Origin of the sequence: Phenylobacterium immobile (ATCC 35973), assembly GCF_001375595.1 — a bacterium.
GTDB classification, from domain to species: domain Bacteria; phylum Pseudomonadota; class Alphaproteobacteria; order Caulobacterales; family Caulobacteraceae; genus Phenylobacterium; species Phenylobacterium immobile.
Genome location: NZ_CVJQ01000001.1, coordinates 2,631,755 through 2,648,485 on the forward strand (window position 1 = coordinate 2,631,755; position 16,731 = coordinate 2,648,485).

The 16,731-nt window shown below is 64.0% G+C and carries 12 protein-coding genes and 2 pseudogenes; 3 read left to right on the forward strand and 11 right to left on the reverse strand.

Annotation, left to right across the window (positions count from 1 at the left end; all coding sequences use genetic code 11):
• Positions 1-87 precede the first annotated feature (87 nt).
• The 7 genes and pseudogenes from BN1313_RS12885 to BN1313_RS12910 all read right to left on the reverse strand — a co-directional run bounded on the left by BN1313_RS12885 (position 88) and on the right by BN1313_RS12910 (position 7,816).
• Positions 88-993 (reverse strand): SUMF1/EgtB/PvdO family nonheme iron enzyme, encoded by a 906-nt coding sequence (locus tag BN1313_RS12885; protein ID WP_218054368.1) that lies wholly within the window; start codon positions 991-993, stop codon positions 88-90.
• A gap of 3 nt (positions 994-996) precedes the next feature.
• The gene (locus BN1313_RS12890) at positions 997-2,661 is read right to left on the reverse strand and encodes an arylsulfatase (protein WP_091741361.1); all 1,665 of its coding nucleotides are present in this window, start codon (positions 2,659-2,661) and stop codon (positions 997-999) included.
• A gap of 8 nt (positions 2,662-2,669) precedes the next feature.
• Positions 2,670-5,000, reverse strand: coding sequence for a TonB-dependent receptor (locus BN1313_RS12895; RefSeq protein ID WP_176696008.1), 2,331 nt, complete (start codon positions 4,998-5,000; stop codon positions 2,670-2,672).
• Positions 5,001-5,057: 57 nt separating this feature from the next.
• Positions 5,058-5,375: pseudogene (locus BN1313_RS17125) on the reverse strand (STN domain-containing protein); the annotation flags it as partial.
• Positions 5,376-5,470: 95 nt separating this feature from the next.
• Positions 5,471-6,391: a FecR family protein gene (locus tag BN1313_RS12900; protein WP_176696009.1), complete on the reverse strand. Its 921-nt coding sequence runs from the start codon at positions 6,389-6,391 to the stop codon at positions 5,471-5,473.
• Between the two features lie 11 nt (positions 6,392-6,402).
• Entirely contained in the window at positions 6,403-6,879 is a 477-nt protein-coding gene (locus BN1313_RS12905; protein WP_245620196.1) for an RNA polymerase sigma factor, read from the reverse strand.
• Between the two features lie 331 nt (positions 6,880-7,210).
• Positions 7,211-7,816, reverse strand: coding sequence for a hypothetical protein (locus BN1313_RS12910; protein WP_218054369.1), 606 nt, complete (start codon positions 7,814-7,816; stop codon positions 7,211-7,213).
• A gap of 827 nt (positions 7,817-8,643) precedes the next feature.
• On the opposite strand from BN1313_RS12910, the gene BN1313_RS12920 reads away from it, so the two are divergent.
• Together BN1313_RS12920 and rnk are read left to right on the forward strand one after the other, a co-directional pair.
• Complete coding sequence (locus tag BN1313_RS12920; protein WP_091741377.1) at positions 8,644-9,381, forward strand: hypothetical protein; 738 nt, start codon at positions 8,644-8,646, stop codon at positions 9,379-9,381.
• A 547-nt stretch (positions 9,382-9,928) separates the two neighbouring features.
• Positions 9,929-10,351, forward strand: a complete 423-nt coding sequence (gene rnk / locus BN1313_RS12925; protein ID WP_091741380.1) for a nucleoside diphosphate kinase regulator — start codon at positions 9,929-9,931, stop codon at positions 10,349-10,351.
• Positions 10,352-10,658: 307 nt separating this feature from the next.
• On the opposite strand, the gene BN1313_RS12930 is transcribed toward rnk, so the two are convergent.
• The 4 genes and pseudogenes from BN1313_RS12930 to BN1313_RS17130 form a co-directional block, all read right to left on the reverse strand.
• Entirely contained in the window at positions 10,659-10,952 is a 294-nt protein-coding gene (locus tag BN1313_RS12930) for a TehB family protein (RefSeq protein ID WP_091742714.1), read from the reverse strand.
• Between the two features lie 109 nt (positions 10,953-11,061).
• Positions 11,062-11,505, reverse strand: coding sequence for a group III truncated hemoglobin (locus BN1313_RS12935; protein WP_091741383.1), 444 nt, complete (start codon positions 11,503-11,505; stop codon positions 11,062-11,064).
• A gap of 438 nt (positions 11,506-11,943) precedes the next feature.
• Complete coding sequence (locus BN1313_RS12940; protein ID WP_091741386.1) at positions 11,944-14,391, reverse strand: MHYT domain-containing protein; 2,448 nt, start codon at positions 14,389-14,391, stop codon at positions 11,944-11,946.
• Positions 14,392-14,510: 119 nt separating this feature from the next.
• A pseudogene (locus BN1313_RS17130) lies at positions 14,511-14,659 on the reverse strand (DDE-type integrase/transposase/recombinase); the annotation flags it as partial.
• Positions 14,660-15,037: 378 nt separating this feature from the next.
• Here BN1313_RS17130 and BN1313_RS12950 point away from each other — a divergent pair.
• Positions 15,038-16,705 carry a ShlB/FhaC/HecB family hemolysin secretion/activation protein gene (locus tag BN1313_RS12950; RefSeq protein WP_091741410.1) on the forward strand — a complete coding sequence of 556 codons (1,668 nt, stop codon included), beginning with the start codon at positions 15,038-15,040 and terminating at the stop codon, positions 16,703-16,705.
• The last annotated feature ends 26 nt before the right edge of the window (positions 16,706-16,731 follow it).

The following is a 16,731-nucleotide window of genomic DNA, read 5'->3' on the forward strand; positions in this document are numbered from 1 at the left end:
GCTGACTAGCTCCAGATCTTGCACTGCCCTTCAACCCAGGAGGCACGGAAGCACCCGCCCAGGATCAGGACATCGCGCAGCTCGTGGCTAGGCGCCCGCTTGGGCCACCGTCCTAAAGCCGATGTGTGATGTTGAGAGGTCGCGTTCCTGAGCTTGCCGCCCCGCAGGTCGGAAGTTTGCGCAATAGTTACTCGCGCAAAGAAAAGACCCGCCGCGCACGATTAATCGACCATTGGCCAAGGGCTCGCTCGTCCACTCCCACACATTGCCGATCATGTCCTGGACGCCAAAGTCATTTGGCTCGAAGCACCCGACTGGCGCTAGGCCACGATGCCCGTCGTCGCCCATGTCGCGCACAGGAAAGACGCCCTGCCATGTGTTCGCGCTCGGCGATCCGTCGGCGGCGTAGGCCCAATCAGCAGGAGCTCTGCGTTCCGTCTGAAGACCGCGGGCGGCGCGCTCCCACTGCTCGCGGCTGGGCAGCGCCCGTCCGGCCCACGCCGCATAGGCGCTCGCATCGGCCCAAGTGACTTGGACGACGGGGTGCTCCATCGCTCTGCTGATGTTGCTGGATGGGCCAGTCGGGTGACGCCACTCGGCGCCGGCCACAAGCCGCCACCACTGGACAGCGTCGGGCCCCTCGACACGCTCAGGAGCGACGAATACCGCGCCTGCGCCGGTGCGCTCAGCCTCTGTGCGGTATCCGGTCGCCGCCACGAAGGACGCGAACTGCCGGTTGGTCACCTCGTGGCGGTCGATACGAAACGCCGGGACCGTGACCTGACGACCCGCATCAGCGTCCCCGTCTTCGCCGAGCAGGACAACGCCGGCAGGGATCGACACCAAGCCATCGACTGAGGCGCAGTGAACGGCGGCGGACTTCGAACGCTCTGCAGCACGATGGATTGTCAGGCTTGCTGCAATCCCCGCCCCCACCGGCAACGCCATGGCCATCAATATGATAATCGCGCTGCGACGAGAGAAGATCGCCATCGCTCAGGGTCGCGCGGCGCTGACAGGCGGCAGAATGACACCTTTGCTGGCGGCGTAGCGCTCCCATTGGGCGATGAGTTGCGTCAACACCTCAGGATGCATGTGCGCCAAGTCGGTCGTCTCGCCGGGATCAGCAACAACATCATAGAGCGCCCAGCTATCCTGACCCAAGGGGGCGACCTCGTCTGTCTTTCGGCGCAGCATGTTCACCGCCTTGAACCGGCCTTTGCGCGCCGCGCGCGAATAGCCCATCTCCCAGTTTAACTCGGCCTGATCGTCGCGCACCGCAGGTCCGCCGGCCAGCAGGGAAGCCCAAGACGCCCCGAGTGGCTCCAGTGAGGGCCGCCCGTCGATGGTCGCCGGCTGGATAGCGCCTGTCATTTCCATAACAGTGGGCGTGATATCCATGACGTGCAGGACGGAATCCTCGACCCGACCACCTCTGACGCCAGCGCCAGCCGCGAAGGCCACTGTCCGGATGCCCCCCTCCGTCGTCATGCCCTTGCGCCCGCGGAACAAGGGGTCGCCAGCGTCGCTCCATGCGCGCCCATAGGCGAACACCGAGGTGGCCGCGCCCAAGTTCTCCAAGCTATTGTCGAAGGGTACATCGATCGGGTTCCACGGCGCCCGCATGGACATTGGGTGCTCATAGCCGCCGCCATCCGGTCCATTGTCGGACATGAAGATCACTAAGGTGTTCTCCAGCTCGCCACGGCGGCGAAGCGCATCCAGGACCCGCCCGACGTTCTGGTCGAGGCGGTCCACCATGGCCGCATACACTTCCATCTTCCTGGCCTCTACGGCGCGCTCATCCGGGCTGAGTGAGGTCCAGTCTTCCACCGGATCTGTGGAGACTTGTGCGTTCGCAGGGGCGACGCCCAGAACCTTCATCCTTTCGAGCCGCTCAGCGCGCAGCGCCGCAGGCCCAGCGTCATAGCGGCCACTATACTTGGCGATGGTCTCCGGCGGCGCCTGCACAGGCCAGTGCGGTTCGGTGAAGGTCAGATAGGCGAAGAATGGCTGGCCGACGGGCTCCTCTTCGAGGAAGCCGATCATTCGATCTGTGAAATAGTCCGCCGAGTAGCGGCCGGTGGGATAGGTCACCTTGCGACCGTTTTCGCGGTACTCTGATTGCTCGCCGATCCGCGTGTAGATCTCATCCTGATCAGCGCCGAAGTGGTTCGCTGCGCCGTCCAACATGGCGTAGGAGCGCTGAAAGCCACGCGCCGACGGCAGCATCGAGTCTTCACGACCCAGATGCCATTTGCCCGCCATCAGCGTGCGGTAGCCCACCGCTGAGAGACGCTCCGCCAGGGTGACGGCGCGCCGATTGAGCACGCCTTCGTAACCGGGACGGCTCCGAAACGACGGCGCCATGCCCTCGGCCATAGCGCCGAGGCCCACTTCGTGGTTGTCACGACCGGTCAGCAGCATCGACCGGGTCGGCGAGCAGACTGGCGCGGTATAGAAACTCGTAAATTTCACGCCTTTTTTGGCGAGAGCATCCAGGTTGGGCGTCGCGATCTCACCGCCGAAGGCGCCAATGTCAGCAAAGCCCATGTCGTCGGCGACGATGATAAGAACGTTTGGCTGCGCCGGCGCCGCATGAACCACTGACCCCCAACCCAAGGCGGCGGCGATCAGGAAGGGCGCAATATGGTTGATCATCTTAGGCCCTAGCGCTTGAAGGAAAGTTGCACGCCCACCGTACGCGGCGGATCAGCCATAGTTTGGATGCTGCCAAGCGATCCGCCGCCGAGCTGCTGGCGGAACCCGCCTGTCAGGCGATTGGTGATGTTGCGACCGATCACCGCCACCTCCCACATACCGCTCTCCGGCCCGACCCCCAGCCGGAGGTCGAACTTTGTTGACCCGTCTTGGGACAAATAATCGTCCGCCGTGGCCTGCTGGAAGAATTTCGTCGTGAAATAGGCCGTGAGGTCAAGGTTCGCCCGCCACCGCTCGGCGAACACGCGCTGGTAGTTCGCATTGAAATTGCCGCTCCACCTCGGCGCATAGGCGCGCGGCCTGCCTGACATATCCTGCACGCAGGCGCCGCCGGCGATAAGCTGGACGATGGTGCAGGGAGCATTGGGATAAGCGTCGTACTTCGAAGACAGATAAGAGATGTCAGTGCTGAGGTTGAGGCCGCGTGCAGCGCGCCAGACACCGCTGACCTCCACACCTTTGGCCGTCGACGCCGCCACGTTTGCGACTGCGCCGATCGTTGCGCCGCTTGGAAGGAATAGCGTCGTCGTTTCTTGTAGGTCTTTGAACTTGTTGTGGAACGCTGCAACATTCAGGGTCAACCGACGTTCGAACAAGGTCGACTTCAAGCCGATTTCAAAGGCGTCGACCGTTTCGGGCCCGAAGGTCGACTTCGCGCCCACGGAGAAGCCGCCCGCCTTGAAGCCCTTATTGTAGGAGCCGTAGACCATGGCGGCCGGATTAAGGTCGTACTGGACGCTGGCGGTCGGCATGAACTTGGCGTCCTTGCGATCGGGATCGGCCCAGTTGCCAAGGGCGCCGCCTGTCAGAGGAAGGAGCGCAGCCTGTTGCGCCGCCGATCCAGGGATGAAGGCCGACACCGACGGCGTTGTTACGCTGTCGGCGTAGCTGCCGGGCATCGAGAGGCGCGCCGCCTGCTTCTTCACCTCCGAATACCGGAAGCCCAGGTTGACGCGGAAGTCGCTCGTCACCTTGTATGTCGCAGCAGCGAACACCGAAGCAGTGTCGCTTTCTTCCCGGTTGGCGTTCAGTACCCCGATCCGCGCGTTCGCGGGGTAGAGACCGCCGGATTGAGCGCCGAACTGCGAGAAGAAGTAGGCGTTCGCGGAGTCGGTCTTCAGCTTGCTGCTGGCGACATAGACGCCCGCGAGATAGCTCAGCCGCCATTCGGCCGGCGAAGTGATGCGGACTTCCTGGCTGACCTGCCGGTACCATTCTCCCGACGCGCTCGGGAAGGTGTTCGGCGTGTTGAACAGGCTGCCGATCGCGCGGCCATTCAAGGCAGCGGGAATCGCCATGAGTTCCGACAGCTGGTCGAAGTCGTGCTCGAAGTATCCGGTGTTCAGGATCAGTGCGTGGTCGCCAAGAGCGATGCGTGTCGACCAGGCCGACTCCACGAACTTGTAGTCTGCGCTTGTGGGATTGGTGGCCGCGTTACGGTCCAGGGCGTCGTCGACGTCTCCGCCAAGCGCGTTCAGATAACGAAGACAGGCGCCGAGCGGTCCGCGAAACGGCGGCGCGTCCGGCGCGCAGTGCTCAAGCTCCCACAACTGGGTGTTCTTGCCCTTCATTGAACCCAGGTCGACCCGACCGCTGATCTCCACGGAGTCCGTCGGATCCCAGCGGACCGATGCACGCCCGATGCGGTCGGTGGAATCGGGCCCATCCTCGTTCAGGCGCGTGTTTCGGACATAGCCGCCCGTGGCCGTCTCGCGGCCGGACAGCCTGACGGAAAGCTTGTCATTAATCGGAGCCGTCACGCCGAGCTCGAGGGTGTAGTCGTCGAAGGCAGGCGCCCAGTAGGCCGTTCCATTAGCCGCGAAGGTCGCGCCAGGCTTGCGAGTGGTGATGTTGAGGGCGCCAGCAATGGCGTTACTGCCGAAAAACGTCGTCTGCGGCCCCTTAAGCACCTCGACCCGCTCAAGATCGAATAGCGCGGCCCGTGTCGACCGAGCACGCGCGCGGTAGACTCCATCGACGAAGGTGGCGACGGACTGCTCAAAGCCCGCATTGAGAGACGAACCGACGCCGCGAACATTGATGACGTCAGCGGCGGGGCCTCGGGCGATCCGCACTGCCGGCAGGCGGGCGGAGAGCTCTTCCAGGTTCCGGATATTGGCCTGCTCCAGGGTCGCGCCGCTCGTAATGCTGGCGGAGATCGGCACATCCTGAAGACGTTGAACTCGCCCCTGCGCGGTAACCAGCACCTCAGTCACGTCGGCCTCAGGGACGCCTTCTGATGCGCGGCTTTCAGCGGCGGGCGGCGGCGCAGAAATCATCTGGGTCGACGCCTTAATCAGCTTCGGCGCAGCGCTTTGGGGAGCGCGTGCGAGAACAAATGCGCCGTCCGATGTCCTCTTGATGGTCATGCCTGCGGAGCGCGCTAGAATTGCGAGCGCAGTCTCGGCAGTGTAGGCGCCACGAAGCGCCGGAGCGCGACGCCCCCCAATGTCCGCGGGATCAAAGGCGACGCTGACGCCAGCACTCGCCCCAACGGCAAGCATCGAGTCGGACAACAGTTGCTCTGGAATATTGTAAGGACGAGCAAAGTCCGGTCTTAGGCCGGCTCTGGCCTGCCCCGGAAGGGCGAAGGACATTGCGATAACAATCGCGGTTCCGGACGCCAAGGCGACGCGCTTGTGGAGTTTGGACATGTTTCCCCCGGATCAGGCGGCCCATCGTTCGCGGGCTTTGCCTGTCAGTAGTTAGACGGGGACGGCGTCCGATCCCGACATCGCGGAAAAGAGTTTCATTGTCGGTCCAGTCTTACTAGTGCGCCTGTGTCTGTCACCCTCGCATCATGCAGTAGGGCTACTGAGCGCGCGAATCCTGCAGGATCGGCTGTGTTGAACACCCCGGACACTTTGAGCCCCGCAAGGTCAGGGTCCGCCACCTGCAAGGGCCTGCGGTTGTAACGGTTGAACTCGCTCGCCGCTTCTAGCAACGTCGCGTTGTCGAGCACCAGCAATCCCCGCCGCCAAGCGGTCACTGTTTCGAGACTTGGGCGATCGATCATTGAACCGGCAGGCCCGATGGTCAGCCTCTCTTGTGGATCGAGGATGGCCAACCGCTTAACGCCGCCCGCGCCAGCCTGGGTGACCTCAACTCGGCCTGAAACCAGTGTGACCGCCGTCTCGGTCGCCTCTTGCCGGACGACGAATATTGTCCCAAGCGCCCTAACCTCCTCCGAACCGGCCTGCGCGATGAACGGGCGGTTCGGGTTCTTGGCCACCTCAAACATCGCCTCGCCGCGTCGGAGAACCACGCGCCGCCGCAGCCGACCGTAGTCGACCATAACTTCAGAGCCGGTGTTCAAGGCGACGCGACTGCCGTCATCCAGAGTTAGCACCCTCTGCTCGCCGATGGCGGTCCGATAGACGGGGCGCTTGGCGGTCCATGACAACGAAAGCCCGATGCCCGCCAAGACGCACGCAGCAATGGCAAGTCCAGCCGCCAGACGCCGCGGTTGTCTTTCGCGAGCTGGTGAGGAGGCCACCGCTCCCGGCAACAGTTCCCAGGTTTCGGTAACCTGCGCGAACGCGCGGGCATGGCCTTCATCAGCAAGCCAGGCTCTAAACCCCTCCTCAAGACCTGCTGAACGTTCCGGTTGCCGCATACGGCCGAGCCAGGCTGCAGCCTCGGCGAGCGCGACGTCGTCAATCAGTTCCACCCGTCGCCCCATCACCAGCCATCCAGCCAATTGGTGGGGAAGACGAGAGCGCGGGCCACCCGCTTCTCTGCCGCAGCGACGCTGATCCCCTCCGCCTTAGCGAGCTCTGCATAGGTCGCGCCCTCCAGCCGCTGGGCCAGCAGACAGCGCCTCGTGACAGGATCCAATTGAGCTACGCCGGCTTTGGCGCGCCTGAGGCGCTCGCGCCCCCGCAGCACCTCCTCAGGGGTTGGCGCGCCGTCCGCAATCTCCGTGACCTGGGAAGCATCGAAGACGAATGGAGCATTGCGGCGCCGGCGTGCCTCGTCCTTGCTGATATTCACCGCCGCGCGAACAAGAAACGCTTCTTTGGACCGCACGCTATGGATGCGTTCGTAGGCCTCAAGACGCGCGAAAGCTTCCTGAACGACATCATCGATGTCGTCGCGGGCGACGCCACGTCGGGCGACGACATTGCGCGCCTTTTTCAGCATCTGGCCAAGCGCCATGCCACCCGTCCCTAACCACAGTGCTCGTCAATTAGACGTTCGGGACCGACGATTCAGATGACTTGAGCGAAAAAAATCGCGCGCCCCCGTCCGTCGGGCTCAGGCCGTCGCTTTGTCAGAGCAAATAGCCTGGGGTGATCGCGGCCTGCTAGCGCAAACGTAGGGCCGACCCGAAGAAGCCCTTCCGCCTCTTCAACCCTTCGCCCGAGGTCATTCGCCTCGTCGGAACCGGTTGGCCCGCCGGCTGCCCTCAAGATCGTCAAGCGGCTCATGAAGCAGTCTTGAGGCCTGCAGGGCTGCGAACGTCGCGGGGCCGAGAAGAGGTGGTCAGCTACGCGCCGGGCGGCGTCTCCGCTGCGGCCGACGCGTCTTTGCGCAACGCGTCTCGGAACCTGGCCAAGCGGGCCCGATAGTTCTCAGCGTCGCCATAGTCGAGGAAGGCGTTGTACCTCTGGTGCGGGTCGACCACCCTCAGGGCGTGTTTGATCGGACACCAATATTGCTCCGTCCGGCTGCCGATCTCGCGGACATAGGCGAACACACCGTTGGCGTAGGCGCAGTAAAGGCAGTTTAGCGCCTCGATGACGTTCAGATAGGCTAGGCGCCGCCGGTCGAAGAGGACGTAGCCGGCCCGGGGAACCTGCGGCACGCCGTAAACGCGAAAGCAGATCGCCTGGAAGAGGCTCGCCCAGCCGTCCAGCAAGAGGATGGGCAAGGCCAGGGAATAGATCACCGGCGCGCTGAGGACGGTGGCGAGGGAGGCGCGGGACAGATATTCCGGGACACTCTGACGCAGGCGGCGGTGCTCCAAGGCGATGCCGTGCTCAAATTCTGCGAGCCCGTTCTTCAGGCTCCAGCCGAGCACTTTGCGGCGCGCGTGGATCTCCCGATCGAGGGCGGCCTGGAGTTCGACGATCTGGCTTGCCAGATCCTGCATGCGTTGTGTCACCAGGAGGGGTTCCGGCCGCTTAGGAGGGCCCGCGCTGTGCAGGAGCACTGAAGAGCTTACAGGCGCGCGCCATGAAGCCGAAGCGCATTCCCGGTGGCGGATTTCCAACGGCGGCGCCTGGTATGCGCGCGCTCCCTTGCTCGGACGGGAGCGCAGCGGGGGCACGGAAACCGTACCGGCGACCGCCCGGACACACCTGCGCCGCATTGCCACGACGCCCCTCGCAATTGGACGGCAGCCACCAAATGCGATTGCGTGAGGGACTTCGTCCATGGCGGCGTCAGCTTCTGGGGGATTGGAGATCGCCTGATGACACCGACCGCACGCCCACGATTTGCCGCCCTCACGACTCTCGCCCTGTTGTCCGTAATCACGACCGCGGTGCGCGCACAGTCCTCTGGGCTGGGCAACGCAGCTTCAGGCCCATCGAGGAGCGGGTTCAGCGATGTGGAGCACACGACTGAAAACATAATCACTCAACCCAACCGCGACGCCGGATTGATGAGCGTTGACATTCCCGCCCCTCTGATGCGGGCGAGCGCCGCTCCTTATGCCCTGCCAAACGAGCCAAGCTGCGAGGAAATCGAGACCGAGCTCGGCGAGTTGAACGCGCTTTTGGGGCCGGAGTCCGTCACACCCCCCGACTCTATGAGTATGCGGGTGGCCAAGGTCGCCGAAGCTGGCGGCAGAGCGGCCGTCAACTCGATAGTCCCTTTTAGAACCTTCGTGCGCGAAGTGTCCGGCGCCGCGCTCGCACAGCGGCCATCCGTCTGTTTGATCACGTACTGGTCTCAGGCCCAAAGCTCCGCGACCGCATGATCCGTGATACCGGCGTCGACCCAAACCGAATTAGCATCATTGGCTATCCGAAGTTCGACATGGCGCCCCGCGCTGCGGCCTCGCGCCCGGCGGGCGATGCCCGGCGCCCCGTAGTACTCTACAATCCCCACGTTTCGCCGCACCTGTCCTCCTGGTATCGGCATGGCCGCAAGGTGCTCGACTGGTTCGCTGGCCAAGACGAATACGACCTGATTTTCGCGCCGCACGTCATGCTGTTCCAGCGGCCCTACGTGCTGACGATCGACCGCCTGCGGATCGACCGCGTTGGCGTAGTCGCCCCGAATCACTGGCAGGCGGCGAACATCCATATCGACCTCGGCGGCCCGCGCTCGACCGACATGACCTACACCACCCGGGCCGACATCTACCTCGGCGACGCCAGCAGCCAGGTGTATGAGTTCCTGCTGCGCCCCCGACCCTGCGTCTTCATCAACAGCCACCGAGTCGCCTGGCGCGACGACGTCAACTTTAGCCACTGGCGCCACGGCCCGGTCATCGATGATGTCGCCAACCTGGGCGACGCCCTGCTGGCTGCGCGTCGTGATCACGAAGCCGTCTACCGATCCATTCAGCAGGCGCTCTTTGACTACACCTTTGATCTTTCGGCCGAGCCTTCCGCCCGACGCGCGGCGGCCGTGATCGCCGAATTGGCTGGCCTGACATGGACAGTACGATTTGAACGCCCCCGCCAGCGTCGGCGGGCTGGCGTTTGACCGATGACACACAAGGTGCGTAGCGCAGGCAGCAATGTCCCCCAAATCACGCGGGGCTGACGGGTGACAAGGCTTTCGCCACCACTCTGGACGAGAACGTTAGCTACTGGAGCGCTTGATGGTCTTGCCGCTTCACCGCTTTCCCGTCGCTGCAGCCGCCGTCGCAGCGGCCGGCGCCATTCTGGTGATGGGTTTGGATGCCTGCATCCTCCTGGCGGCGCTGTCGTCCTGGGGGCGGCGCTGTCGTCCTGGGGGCGGCGCTGCCGCCCTCGCCAACAGGATCGGCGGCGCCTGCCCGCACACTCGCCTTTCCACGTGCGCGCGGTTTCGCCTCCGTTTGACTTTCTTCCGGGTTGGGAGGCCAATGGACTCATGACGCTGCGATCGACATTCCGGCGCTTCTGCCATTACGGCGGCAGCCTCCTCGCAGTCCAGTAGCCCCGGACTTTCCGCGCACCGCGCTGGTCCGGGGGCTCTCCCCTTCCATAAAATTATGCGTCGCCATTCCAAGGCGGCGCATTCCAATTCCACGGTTTGGAGTATCGCCATGGCCCATCAGGCTAAATCAGAGTTTCGTCCTGCCATCGTCCTGCGGGAGACCGATGCCGAGCGGCTATCGAATCTCGCGAGCCAGATGGAGGCCAGCGCCTCTTTGGCCGCCAACCTGCTGCTTGACGAAATCGATCGCGCTGAGGTTCGGGCGGACCACTTGGTTGCGGACACCACGGTCGGTATGCATTCCGTCGTGGAGTTTATCGATGGCGCGCACGAACGGGCACGGACCGTCACGCTCGTCTATCCGAGCGAAGCTGATATCTCAGCTAATCGGATCTCCATTCTCACACCAGTGGGGGCGGGATTAATCGGCCTGTCGCCCGGCCAGAGCATTAACTGGCCCGATCGCGACGGCAACGAGCGGGCCCTGCGCATCCTCAAGGTCTCCCGGAGTGAGGCCGCCGGGGGAACCTGAAGGCCGTCATGATCGCCAAGAGCGGCGTCTGGCACGGGCAATCCAGGCTTCCAGTGAAGAAGCCCGATGGGAGGCGTTCAACCTTCTGTCGAGGCGCGGACCAGAGGCGGCGCCGGCTCTGCTGCGAGGTCACTCAGGGAAGCTGGCCGTTTCGCCGACGAGTCGTGATCAACTACTGAGCTTAGCCTTGGATCAGACGGCGGCATCAATCCAACGGGGCGGGAAGACGCCGGAAGCGGCCCCGGCAAGACCAGGCGTCGGCCGCAGGCGTTGGTCAGAAATCGCGCGCGCTACAACGGCGACACCGCTAAGGCGATGGCGGCGCGCGCAGGAACTCGACGTAAAAACGCACCGGCCCCAGGGGCTGCACCTCGTGCAGTATGGTCGGTTCGACCAACCCCGGCGCGCCCTCTGGCGAGAGAATGGTTTCCAGCGGCGCGCGCCGAGGGTCGGTAATCCGGTAGGCCAGGCGACCCTTGAGCACATGGATCAGGCCCCAAGCGCCCGCCTTGGTGGTGTGCGAGCGCAGCAGGCCCGCGGGGACCGTCGTTTCCGTGAACTCGGCGGTTCGGGCGTAAGGCGTGACGTCAGCAGGGAGCATGTCCGCCTCCATTAGGATGACGACGCCGGCACGGGCCCGACAGCCGCAGATTTAGCGCCTCGAAAGTGACGATCACCGTCGCGAGCGTGACGACTTCCAATCTCTCCGATCAGGGAGGACTCGCGATGGCCGCCTGGAATCCGCCCTCTGGGAGCTGAAGGCCCATCTGAAGGCTGCGGCCGATCATCTGGGACTTCTCAACGAAGATCGCCGTAGCCTCTGGCGGACAGGTTTCCTCAGCGGTTTTTTGAAAGAGCTCAAGCCAGCGGGCGAAGTGCGCCGGCCCAATACCCCCAACCCTCAGGTGCGCCTGCATCGGCGTGCCTTTGAACCGCCCGGTCATCAAGGTGACCGAGGACCAAAAGTCGCAAAGCTTGGCGAGGTGGGCCGGCCAGGCGTTTTCCATGATCGCCCGGTTGAAGATCGGTCCCAGCATTGGGTCGCGGCGAACCTTCTCGTAGAAGGCATGAACCAGAGTTTGGATCATCGCCTCGGTCACCGGAGAGGCGGCGGCATAGGCTTGGCGGCGGGTTGGAGCGGCGGGGCTAGTCATGTCGGACTCTGGTGTCGCCCTTTCATATAGGGCGCCGGCGTGCGGTCACCTAACGACATCCTGAAGCTGGCCGCCGGGTTGGGGCGCTAGGTGTCAGGAATACCGTTCAGCGCACATGATCACACATGCACACGATCACGTCTGAATTTGCGCTCAGGGGAGGCCCATTCGCTAGAGCGCTTCTCCGCCCGATTTTTCTCCCGCAAGCGGCCGGGACGGTGGCGGTCCTGAAGGCCGAGCTCCCTCAAAGCGGATGCGTAGGAGGCCAGGGACAGTGGAGCGGAGACAGTTAGCGTTAGACGGACAGCACCGTTCGATCTGCTTCAAAAGCATGTAGGCTGTGCAAACGCGAAAAATCACCAAGCGATGCACGATCGCAAGGTCGGAGGCCTCGCCTGGGTAGCCCGTCAATAACACCACGGGAGATTCTGGATTAAGCTAATCCCGGCCCTCGCGCGGTTCGAGCGCCTGTCTTATGGTCCGCTGGAGTGCGTTCAATCGGAAGGGCTTACGCAAAAAGCTGACGCTTTCACCCTCCAGCGCATGGATCGCGTCTGTATCGGCCAGCCCGCTCGTGAAGATGATCGGCAGCGACGCCCAGCGGCGGCGCACTTCGCGCGCCATCTCCGCGCCGTTCATGCCGGGCATGGCGTAGTCCAACAGCAAAACGTCGGGTGTTGCGATCTCCAGCGCCGAGAGGGCCGAAGGGCCGTCCTGCGCCTCGGAGGCGATATGTCCTAGGGCTTCAACCCCTTTGAGGAGCATGCTCCTGTGGTCTTGGTCGTCATCCACGATCAACACCTTGAGCGGCGCCATCGGCGCGTCATTGATGTCGGCGCGGTCACCGTCGGCTCGCGCCGGACTCAGGTGCGTGCAGGGAAGGAAAACGTGAACGGTCGTACCCGCACCGGGCGCGCTTTCTATTCGCACGGCGCCGCCGGACTGGCGGGCGCTGCCGTAGATTTGCGCGAGGCCAAGGCCTGTTCCCTTGCCCACGGGCTTGGTGGTGAAAAAGGGCTCCATTGCGCGGCGCAGCGTCACCTCGTCCATCCCCACGCCCGTGTCACGCACGCTAACGATCACATAGTCGCCATCGGCTAGCTCCCCGTCTCCAGCCACATGTCGCACCCTCGTGGAGATTGTCAGAGAACCGCCGCTCGGCATGGCGTCGCGCGCGTTGATGGCCAGGTTCAGGATCATCATCTCCACCTGCGTCGGGTCGGCAAGAACTGCGGCGGGCGTAGGATTGAGGTCGAGATCTAGGACAATCATCGGCCCAAGGGTGCGGGCCAGCATGTCGCGGATGTCATCAATGACATCGCAGACGAGAAGGGGCCGCAGCTCGATGCTCTGGGAGCGTGAAAAGGCGAGCAATTGGGACGTCAGCTTGGATCCGCGCTCGGCGGCCTGAAGACCGGCGCCGGCGAGGCGCCGGACACGCTCGGGATCTTCGGCGCGTCGTTCAATCAGGTCGAAAGAACCTACAACCGCCCCGAGCACATTGTTGAAATCATGCGCTAAACCCGACACCAGCTGCCCGATGGCCTCCATCTTCTGGCTTTGCAGGAGCGCCTCCTGCGCCAGCCGCAGTTCGGCGGTGCGCACCTCGACACGCGCCTCTAGGGTCGCATTCAATTCGCGAAGCGCGGCTTCCACGGTCTCTCGCTCGATCACCAGGCGCGTGCGTTCGGCGAGTTCCTCCATGAAGCTGATGTCATCGGCGTGCCACTGGCGGGGCGATCTGTCGTTCAGGTAGACGATGGTCTGAAGCCGGCCATTGCGCACAAAGGGCACGACCAGGATTGAGCGGGTGTCAACTTCTCGCGCGGTTTCGCGGGTGCGCGCCTCATCGCTTAGGTCGGCTGCAAGGAGATCCTCGACCGCGACAGTGTCGCCGGCCTTCAGCGCCGCGACGATCTTCACCCCAAACGCCGCCGCCGGGAAGCGGCCGAGCAAAGGGGGCGTCTGACCCTCAGTCCAGCAGACGTCATAAGTGAAGATGTCTTCTACCGGGTCGAGTTGGCCATAGCCTGTGCGGGTCACCTTGAAATGCTCACCCATGAGGGCGGCGATTTCGTGCAGGGATTCGAGGGAACTGCCGTTTCGCAGGATATCAGCCACCCTCAGGCGCATTTCGATCCGGGCTTCGCGCCTGGCGAGGTCATGGAAAAGACGCTCGAGACGTGCGCTGGCGAGCGCCAGCAGCAGGATCAGCGCTGTGATGGCGCTAATGGCGATGGCCAGATAGGTCTGGCCGACCGTCGCCAACCCGCCCGGCGCATCGTTTGGCGCGACGTGTTCGAAAATTGCCGCCCGCATGCCAGCGTAGTGCATGCCGGAGATCGCCCCGCCCATGAGGATCGCCGCGACAACCTTCTGGGCCATCTGTTGATCTCGCGACGCCAGCCAGACCGCCGTTGTGGCCGCACCGATCGCAATCAGAACGGAGGCTGCGACCCAGATCCGATCGTAGCTGACGGTTGCGCCCAACTGCATGGCGGACATACCGAGGTAGTGCATGGCCAGCACACCGCAGCCCATCAGAAGGCCCGCCGCCACGGTCCGTGTCCGGAAGGGGCGCCGCCACCCCATGATCGTGAAGCCGCCGCCGGTGAAGATGATGGCGAGAACCAGCGACAGGAGCGTCAGCCAAAGGTTGTAGCCCATCCGAACGGATGGGAGGCTGAAGGCGAGCATGGCCACGAAGTGCATCGACCAAATGCCTCCGCCCAAGGCGACAGAGGCGGCGCACGTCCAGATCCAGCGAGTCCGCCCCGCGGAGACTCGGATCCGGCCGGCTATATCGAGCGCGGTAAACGACGCGAAGATCGCAATGAGGATCGACAGCGCCACCAGAAAGGAATTGTAGGCGCCCGTTATGACCATGCGCTGCAGTTTTCACAGGCTCGCGCCGGCTTCAAGCCGTTTGATCCCGGGTTGCCGACCGCTTTGCGATCCTCCAGGCGTGCGACATCACGCTCGCTGACCGCGCCTGCGACGCGACCGGCCGCCTTGTTCCGGCGCTTCTGGACCAGCACATCCGGCACCTCGCCTCCGTCGTCGACGGCCCGCCACAGGTGCATTCGACGACGCCGCTCTTCACCACCATCTCATCCAGACACCAGCGGCACGTCGGAGCGGATCGGCGCCGGCGGAAAGCAAGTGGCGCTTGAACGACGCATGGCCTTCCCCCGAGGGAGACTGCAGTCGGCCAGCCTGGAGATAGGTTAGCGTGAGACTGCCGGCGCCCTAGTGCAGTCCGGTCGGTCCTTGAGCCTTCAGCGGCTTCGGCGCGCATAGCTGGGCTCGCCGCTTCAATTACCCATCACGCCCACCTACAAACAAATTTTATGATAATTCCCGCCGATTAAAACATGACACCTGCTTTAACATCCATCCCGCTATTATATTTTCGTCTATCGCCAAATATATTTGGCGATACGGAACATAAATATTTAGGATGCATTTAATATAAACGTCATGAGGTTGAGCGTCTTCTTGACGTTTACAGGCTCCCGACGGGAGTTTCTCCATGAACAAATACTCTTTTTTGACCGCCGCCCTGTGGGCGGCGGCCGCCGGTGCGCAAGCGCAGCCCGCGCCGGCGAACGTTCGGGGACAACTGCAGCAGATTCCACCGGCGCCAACGCAGCCTAGGGCCATCCCGGACCTTCGCATCGAGCGCGGTCAGGCGCCGGCCGCGCAGGGTCCAGCCGGCGCGCGGTTCGCGGTGGGAGAGCTGCGCATCACCGGCGCGACCCTGTTCACCGAGAGCGAGTTGGTCGAAGCGGCGCAATTCCACCCAGGCGCCGATACCGACCTGGCAGGCCTTCGCGCCATGGCGGCGCGGATTACCGAATTCTATGCGCGCCGGGGATACTTTGTGGCCCAGGCCTATGTGCCAGCCCAGGATGTCGCCGGCGGCGCGGTGACGATCGCGGTCATCGAGGGGCGCTACGGCAAGGTCGCGCTGAGGAACGAGTCCCGGGTGTCCGACCGACTGGCGCGAAGCATCCTGGCAGGCCTGGACAGTGGCGATCCAGTCGCCACGGTCCCGCTGGAGCGACGGCTGCTGCTGCTGTCGGACCTGCCTGGCGTGAAGGTGCAGTCGACCCTGGCCCCCGGCGAGGCGGTGGGCGCGTCGGACCTGCTGGTCGATCTCCAACCCGGCCGGCGCATCAGCGGCAGCCTGGAAGCCGACAACGGCGGGAACCGCTACACCGGCGCCTACCGCGCGGGCGGTACGATCAATTTCAACGAGTTGATTGGTCAGGGCGACGTGGCGAGCCTGCGGGCTCTGAGCGCCGGGTCGGGCCTGACTTATCTACGGGGCGCCTACCAGGCCCAGGTGGGGAGCCTGACCGTGGGGGCGGCCTACACCCACCTCGACTATGAACTGGGCAAGGAATTCAAGCCTCTGGGGGCGCATGGCACGGCCCGGATCGCTAGCCTCTACGGCAGCTATCCCGTGGTCCGGTCTCGCGACGCCAATCTCTACGCCCTCGCCGGCTTCGATGCGAAGGCCTTCAAGGACGAGGTCGACACGACCGGGACGGCGACCAAGCGCACTGCGCGGGTCGCCAGTCTCGGTCTGGCCGGCGATCTCCACGATCGCCTGGGCGGCGGCGGGTGGAGCAGCTATTCCCTCAGCTGGTCCCAGGGCGACCTTGACATCAAGACGCCGACGGCGCGGGCGATCGACGCCGTCACAGCCCGGACCAGCGGCGCCTATGGCAAGCTGTCATTTCAAGCCGCCCGCCTGCAACAGCTCACCGACACGCTATCGCTGAACGCCCAGGTGCGTGGGCAACTCGCGTCGAAGAACCTTGATTCCTCTGAGAAAATGGAGTTGGGCGGCCCCTTCGGGGTGCGCGCTTACCCGGAAGGGGAGGCCTACGGGGACGAGGGATACATCGCCACGGCGGAGGCGAGATTAAGCCTCGCCGCGATTTCCGAGGGTCTGCATCAACTTCAGGCCGTCGCATTCGCTGACTACGGCTCGATAACCCTCAACAAGACCCCCTGGATGGCGGGTCGTAATCACCGAAACCTGTCAGCCGTCGGCGTGGGCCTTACCTGGTCTGACCGGCGCAACTTGGTGGCCAAGATTTCCTACGCTTTCAAGCTTGGCGACCAGCCGGCGCAGTCGGCGCCGGATCGCTCTGGCCGACTCTGGGTCCAGGTCTCGAAATTCTTCTGATGGCGGCGTCAGCACGCACCGCAGGC

Bases quoted from the DNA above. Each gene is read 5' to 3' on its own strand.
- BN1313_RS12885 (WP_218054368.1), bottom strand. From the start codon at position 993: ATGGCGATCTTCTCTCGTCGCAGCGCGATTATCATATTGATGGCCATG.
- BN1313_RS12890 (WP_091741361.1), bottom strand. From the start codon at position 2,661: ATGATCAACCATATTGCGCCCTTCCTGATCGCCGCCGCCTTGGGTTGG.
- BN1313_RS12895 (WP_176696008.1), bottom strand. From the start codon at position 5,000: ATGATTTCTGCGCCGCCGCCCGCCGCTGAAAGCCGCGCATCAGAAGGC.
- BN1313_RS12905 (WP_245620196.1), bottom strand. From the start codon at position 6,879: ATGGCGCTTGGCCAGATGCTGAAAAAGGCGCGCAATGTCGTCGCCCGA.
- BN1313_RS12910 (WP_218054369.1), bottom strand. From the start codon at position 7,816: ATGCAGGATCTGGCAAGCCAGATCGTCGAACTCCAGGCCGCCCTCGAT.
- BN1313_RS12920 (WP_091741377.1), top strand. From the start codon at position 8,644: ATGATCCGTGATACCGGCGTCGACCCAAACCGAATTAGCATCATTGGC.
- rnk (WP_091741380.1), top strand. From the start codon at position 9,929: ATGGCCCATCAGGCTAAATCAGAGTTTCGTCCTGCCATCGTCCTGCGG.
- BN1313_RS12930 (WP_091742714.1), bottom strand. From the start codon at position 10,952: ATGCTCCCTGCTGACGTCACGCCTTACGCCCGAACCGCCGAGTTCACG.
- BN1313_RS12935 (WP_091741383.1), bottom strand. From the start codon at position 11,505: ATGACTAGCCCCGCCGCTCCAACCCGCCGCCAAGCCTATGCCGCCGCC.
- BN1313_RS12940 (WP_091741386.1), bottom strand. From the start codon at position 14,391: ATGGTCATAACGGGCGCCTACAATTCCTTTCTGGTGGCGCTGTCGATC.
- BN1313_RS12950 (WP_091741410.1), top strand. From the start codon at position 15,038: ATGAACAAATACTCTTTTTTGACCGCCGCCCTGTGGGCGGCGGCCGCC.